Genomic DNA, 6,082 nt, shown 5'->3' with positions numbered 1-6,082 from the left:
CCGCTTTTCGCCCCGCGCGGTTTTTTCCGGGAGGCCGGTATATACTAAGGAGTAGGACGGGAAGCGACAATGCCGAAATTTTTTGTGGACACCGTTACCGGGGATACGTTGGAACTGGCTGGGCCGGATGGGACGCATATCGCGAAATCCCTGCGCATGCGGGAAGGGGAAGAACTGACGGTTTGCGACGCCCAAGGCTACGACTACCGCTGTGCGCTCATAAGCGTGCAGGGGGACCGGGTAGGACTGCGGGTGCTGGAAAGGAAGCGGTGCGCGACTGAGCCGTCCCTTGCGGTCACCCTGTTTCAGTGCCTGACCAAGGGAGACAAGATGGATACCATCGTGCAGAAAACGGTGGAGCTGGGCGTAGAACGAATCGTTCCGGTGCTGTCCTGCCGCAGCGTATCCCGGCCGGACGAAAAAGCCGCGGCCAAAAAACGGGAGCGGTGGCAGAAAATCGCCCGGGAGGCGGCCATGCAGGCGGGCAGGGGGAAGGTCCCGCAGGTATTGCCGGTGACCGGCTTTGAGGAAGCGGCAAAGATGCTTTCCGCCTTTCCAGCCGCCGCCGTCTGCTACGAAGGAGGCGGAGAACCGCTTTCGGCGCTTATACAGCCGTCCCTTTCATCGGCCGCCGTGTTCATCGGGCCGGAAGGGGGCATTGCGCCGGAGGAAATCGCCGCCTTAAAAGAAGCGGGCGGACGAACCGTTACGCTGGGCCCGCGCATCCTTCGCACCGAAACCGCGCCCCTGGCCGCCTTGTGCGCGGTCCTTTTCGCCACAGGAAATATGGAATAAAACAGAGGCCCTGCGAAGAGAGAAAACCTGGCAGCCGGGTGAGGCCGCCGCCCTCTTCGCAGGCCGCCTTTTTAGGAGGAACCGCTATGACAAAACAAAAACGGGTCGCTGCCATTCACGATATTTCCGGTTTCGGCCGGTGCTCTCTCACGGTGGCCCTTCCCATTCTGTCCGCCGCCGGGGTGGAATGCAGCGTCATGCCCACCGCCGTCCTATCCACCCATACCGGAGGCTTTACCGGCTTTACCTACCGGGACTTAACCGAGGACCTGCTTCCCATCGCCCGGCACTGGCAGTCTCTTTCCCTTGCCTTTGACGCGCTCTATTCCGGGTTTCTGGGTTCCTTTGCGCAGCTGGAGCTGGTGGGGGAGATTTTTGACCGGTTTCGCACAAAGGACAACTTGATTCTGGTAGACCCGGTGATGGGGGATGAGGGAAGGCTCTATTCGGTTTACTCGCCCGCCATGGCCAAAGGGATGGCGAAGCTTTGCGCCAAGGCGGACGTGATTGTTCCCAACCTGACGGAAGCCGCCTTTCTGCTTGAGGAAGAATACCGCCCGGGCCCTTATGAGGAGTCTTTTGTCCGAGAAACCGCGCAGAGGCTTTCGGATCTGGGACCAAAAATGGTGGTGCTCACCGGCGTCAGCTTCGACGATCGGCTTTTGGGTGCCGCCAGCTTTGACCGGGATACCGGAAAGCTGGAGTTTTGCGCAAGGGAAAGGGTGGAAGGATACTACCACGGGACCGGGGATGTGTTCGGCAGCACGCTGCTCAGCGGCCTGATGAACGGCGCTTCCCTGACCGAAGCCACCCGCCTGGCAGTGGATTTTACCCACGGCTGTATCCTGCGCACCAAGGCCGAGGACACCGACCGGCGCTATGGTGTGGATTTCGAGCGGGAGCTGCCCCGTCTTATTGAACAATTGCAGGGAAAAAACGGATTACAAAAGTAAGAAGGCGCTGTATTTGAGTAAGGCGTCCTTGGAAACGAAGGGCTGCTTCCTTAAGACGGCCGGGAATCCTGCCGGAATGAGGAAACGCTTTTCGGGAATTTCAAAGAAAAAAGCCACGGGGCCAAGTCGGTCCCGTGGCTTTTTTCTTTTAGGAAAGCAGCTCGTTGAGGGCTTGCTGGTATTCGCCTTCCGAGCGAGCGCCCACCAGCGTGTTGACCACCTTGCCGTTCTGGAAGAAAAGGAGCGAAGGAATGGTGGACACCCCATACTGCTGGGCGAGCTCCATCTCCTCGTCAATGTTGACCTTTCCCACCACCGCTTTGCCGTCATACTGCTCCGCGAGCCGGTCCACAATGGGGCCCACCGCCCGGCAGGGGCCGCACCAGCTGGCCCAGAAATCCACCAGTGCCGTCTGGGCTGGCAGGATGCGTTCTTCAAAATCCTCTTTGGAAAGATGCAGCGCTTGCATTTCTGACATCGGCACAAACCTCCTATGAATGGATGAGACTAGTGTTCGCGGTTTCGAAGAAAACATACGGAAAAAAGGAGATTGCCGCCGAACGCGAAAAACTGGAAAATGCACCGGTAACAACTCCGATTCCCATGGATCCGCTCAAATCCGCGGCAGGGATAACAGAAAAAGTATATATTGAACACAAATTTAATTAAATAAGTTAAAAAACGTGAAGTTTTGTAGCCGTTGTTTAAGGAAATGGGAAAGAAAAATCCATTTTCGGAATTTTGTCTAGACGTGTTGAATGCGTATTGTGCAATATGTACATACCTGTCGAAAAAATTGGAATTTTTTCTTTGCTTTTGCTTGCATATTGGAAACAATTGCATTATAATTATCCCGTACTTAGGAAATAAGTGGTTTGTTTTGTAAGTACAAATCGCAGCGATGCTTAAGAAGGAGGCAACAAAATGTCAAAGCGTAGGCCAATTGTGAAGGCGATTTCACTGCTTGCAGCGGCAACGATGATGGCAACCGTCACCGCAGGCGCAGTAAGCGCGGCTCCAGGGGATTCCTCTCCCGTGCGGCAGATGGAATTTCTGGACAGGGGTCTGGTTACCATGCAGAAGGCGGACGGCATCTATATGAGCTGGCGCTTCCTGGGAACCGATCCGGATGACGTAAGCTTCAACATTTACCGTGACGGCGAAAAGATTGCAACCGTAAGCGACTGCACCAACTACACCGATCCGGACGGCGACGAGTACTCTGAATATGCGGTGTCCGCGATTATCGACGGCGTGGAAGGCCCGGCGGAAGGGGCTACTTTGCCCATGCTTGCTCAGAATGGCTCTGCAAACGGCAATTACATTGAGCTCAAGCTCGAGAATCCCGGCCCGCGGGCATCCATTCAGTTCCGCAACGCGAGAGCGGACCTGTATGCAGCCACCGGCAAGTATTACTATATGCCGGTTGATCTGAACAGGCTCAACCAGATGCAGACAGTAGTCAAAAACTATAACGAAGGAAGAATTACCAAGGAGGCCTACGATGCGGCAGTCGCGGAATTCCGCGATTATACCAATAAGCTCGGCCTTGACGAGACCGGCGGCGACGGCCCCACTCTGCGGGAGCTTGGCTACACCGAGGAAGGGGTTACGCCTCTTCGCACCGATGCAGAAGGCAAGCTGATGTACCGTACCGCCACTTACACCTCCAACGACATGTCCACTGCGGACTTGGACGGCGACGGCCAGTATGAGCTGATCGTCAAGTGGGATCCTTCCGATTCCCGCGATTCCATGATCTCGTATGAAACCTCTGCTCCCTGCGTGATCGACGCGTACGACATTGTAGACGGACAAGCCGTCCTCATGTGGAGGATCGACATGGGTTACAACATCCGTGCCGGTGCCCATGATACCCAGATGCAGGTCTACGATTTCGACGGCGACGGCAAGGGTGAGATCATCCTGCGCACCGCCGACGGCACCACTTCCGGCACCGTTACCGACGGTGTGTATACCCCGGCTTATGTGGTGGGCAATCAAGATGCCGCCAACATTGAGCAGTACTTGATTCAGGGCAACGCTGAGAAGGTAAACGCTTTGACCACCAACATTTTGAAAAATTATTCCATCGTCTGGGAAGATCCGGTTTACAACAACAATGCCGGTGAAGCAGGCCAGGACGGCTATATCACCACCGGAGCGTATTCCGGCAACTTTATGGATCAGACCTGGTGTAAAGTATTCTGCTATGGTCCAGCTACCGGACCTGGCGATGAATACGTCACCGCTTTCGACGGCGAAACCGGCAAGATCCTCGACTCCATTCCCTATCAGTTCGCCATCACGGAAGACATGTGGGGCATCACGCCTTACTGCCGTAGAAGCGCAGGCTGCTCGGGCAAAATCCAAGAATCCGACAAGGCTCACATTGCGGCGGATCCGACGTATGTTCCCCAGTATTTCTGGGTGGAAAACGACAATGCCAACGACATCGGCAACAACTATATGATGTTCAACGATTCCACCGGAAACCGGGCCGGCCGCTTCCTCGGCGCGGTCGCGACCCTCGACGGGGAGACCCCCAGCGCGCTGATCGTGCGCGGGTACTATGCCAGAACCACCATCGCGGCTTACACCATCAAGGACGACAAGCTGGTACCGACCGCGACCTTTGATTCCTCCGAGTATGAAAATCACCTGGATTACGAATGCCGCGGCAACCATAACATGGGTGCGGCCGACGTGGATAACGACGGCATGGACGAGGTGATTTACGGCTCCATGGCTTGGGATCTGGACGGCAACAAGCTGGTTCCCAAGTACGTAGTCGGCGTCTCGATGCCTGACACGCAAAAGGCTCCGGCTTCCGGAACCGTCATGGACCCGAAGGCTGGCTACAATGAGGACGGCTCCATCAAGGAGGGCTATCGGTTCTCTTATAACTACCATGGCGACGCCATTCACATCCTCCCGATGGACAAGACCAATCGGATGGTCGTTATGACTCCTCATGAAGATTCCGGCGATGCGGTGCGCGGCTGGGCGGCTTCTATGGATGTCCATGACGCCACCACCGGCGAAGTGCTTGCCATGTCCTGGCGCTCTGGCGACCAGGGACGCGGCGCGGCCGGCAATGTGGATCCGTGGAATCCGGATACCATCGTCGCAACCGGTAACATCTCCATTAACCTGAAAACTGGTCAAAAGAGCAGCGTGAGCGCCGGTTCCAACGGCCTCATTTACTGGACTGGTTCTCTGGTTACCCAGATTCTCAACAGCACGATTGATCAGGTCGGCGCCAACAATAAAACCGAACGTGTCATGAGCTTCAACGGCGCTTCCTTCAACAACGGCTCTAAGACCAACCCCGGCCTGCAGGCTGATCTGTTCGGTGACTGGCGTGAAGAGCTGGTTCTGCGCTCCGGCGCCGACACCATCCGCATCTACACCACCAACATGCCCACTCAGTATAAGATCCGTACCTTGATGCACGACCCGGCTTACCGCAACGGCGTTGCCACCCAGAACACGGCGTACAACCAGTGCCCGCATCCAGGCTTTTTCCTGGGTTATGAAGGCGATGTGACCGAGGTCAACAAGGTCAACGGCTCCATCATCCCGAACTCCGATCCGATCATCGCGACCGGCAAGAGAGACGATATCTCCATTGTTACTCCGGAGAATAAGCTCCCGACCACCGCCGCCGCTTCTGCTCTCGCTTACAAGCCCAACGAGAAGATCACTATTACGGTGAATGCGCCGGCCGGTATGGAAAAGGTTTGGCTGGTCAACGAGTGGGGCGGCGGCCTGGCTGCCAATACTACTGTTGCGAAGGAGGCCGACCGGGATATTTGGACCTTTGAGTTTACCCTCGGCACCAAGGGCGACCGTACACTGACGGTTATGGCAGACGGCCTGCGTCAGTGCGAAGTAAGCTTCACGGTCACCAACGAATCGGTTGCACCTCCTGCCCAGGAAGCACCGCAAGCTATCTCCGCCAAAGGAAAGGCTGTCGTTAAGGTAAACGAGCCCTTCGAGGTCACCATCAAGACCAACCAGGCGGTTTCCTTTGTTCGTCTCTTCAATGAGAGCGGCATGGGCCTTGCTCCGATTTCCCTGACTTATGAGGATAATGCGGACGGCACCCGCACCTGGACGTACACCACCAACGTTGGCTCCATCGGCACCCGTACGCTGAACGTACGCGTGGCCGGAGCGGACCGCGTATACGAAGCTACCGATGTCAATTATACGGTGAGAATCACCCGGTAGGTTCGATTTCCAAAAAACAGCAATTCAAACAGCTTTGCTGAAAGCGGCACAGGCGCAGGGGATTTCCCTGCGCCTGTGCTTTTCGTTATGGGAATAAT

4 protein-coding genes are annotated in these 6,082 nt (G+C 56.1%); 3 read left to right on the top strand and 1 reads right to left on the bottom strand.

The genetic code is table 11. The features are described from left to right. The first annotated feature begins 69 nt into the window (after positions 1–69). Together WMO26_RS06185 and WMO26_RS06180 are read left to right on the top strand one after the other, a co-directional pair. Positions 70–795, top strand: a complete 726-nt coding sequence (locus tag WMO26_RS06185; RefSeq protein WP_349218957.1) for a 16S rRNA (uracil(1498)-N(3))-methyltransferase — start codon at positions 70–72, stop codon at positions 793–795. Between the two features lie 86 nt (positions 796–881). Beyond that, a complete protein-coding gene (locus WMO26_RS06180) occupies positions 882–1,748 on the top strand; it encodes a pyridoxamine kinase (RefSeq protein ID WP_349218956.1) in 867 nt (288 codons plus the stop codon). 148 nt (positions 1,749–1,896) lie between these two features. Here WMO26_RS06180 and trxA read toward each other — a convergent pair whose 3' ends face one another. Next, positions 1,897–2,226, bottom strand: coding sequence for a thioredoxin (gene trxA / locus WMO26_RS06175; protein WP_349218955.1), 330 nt, complete (start codon positions 2,224–2,226; stop codon positions 1,897–1,899). 446 nt (positions 2,227–2,672) lie between these two features. Here trxA and WMO26_RS06170 point away from each other — a divergent pair, with 446 nt between their 5' ends. Further along, positions 2,673–5,984: a rhamnogalacturonan lyase family protein gene (locus tag WMO26_RS06170; RefSeq protein WP_349218953.1), complete on the top strand. Its 3,312-nt coding sequence runs from the start codon at positions 2,673–2,675 to the stop codon at positions 5,982–5,984. Positions 5,985–6,082: the final 98 nt, after the last annotated feature.

Origin of the sequence: Solibaculum intestinale (assembly GCF_040096205.1) — a bacterium.
Classification (GTDB): domain Bacteria; phylum Bacillota; class Clostridia; order Oscillospirales; family Acutalibacteraceae; genus Solibaculum_A; species Solibaculum_A intestinale.
This window is presented reverse-complemented; position numbering and strand designations above follow the sequence as displayed.

Coding starts and splice junctions, on each gene's coding strand:
- WMO26_RS06185 (WP_349218957.1), top strand. CDS start 70: ATGCCGAAATTTTTTGTGGACACCGTTACCGGGGATACGTTGGAACTG.
- trxA (WP_349218955.1), bottom strand. CDS start 2,226: ATGTCAGAAATGCAAGCGCTGCATCTTTCCAAAGAGGATTTTGAAGAA.
- WMO26_RS06170 (WP_349218953.1), top strand. CDS start 2,673: ATGTCAAAGCGTAGGCCAATTGTGAAGGCGATTTCACTGCTTGCAGCG.
- WMO26_RS06180 (WP_349218956.1), top strand. CDS start 882: ATGACAAAACAAAAACGGGTCGCTGCCATTCACGATATTTCCGGTTTC.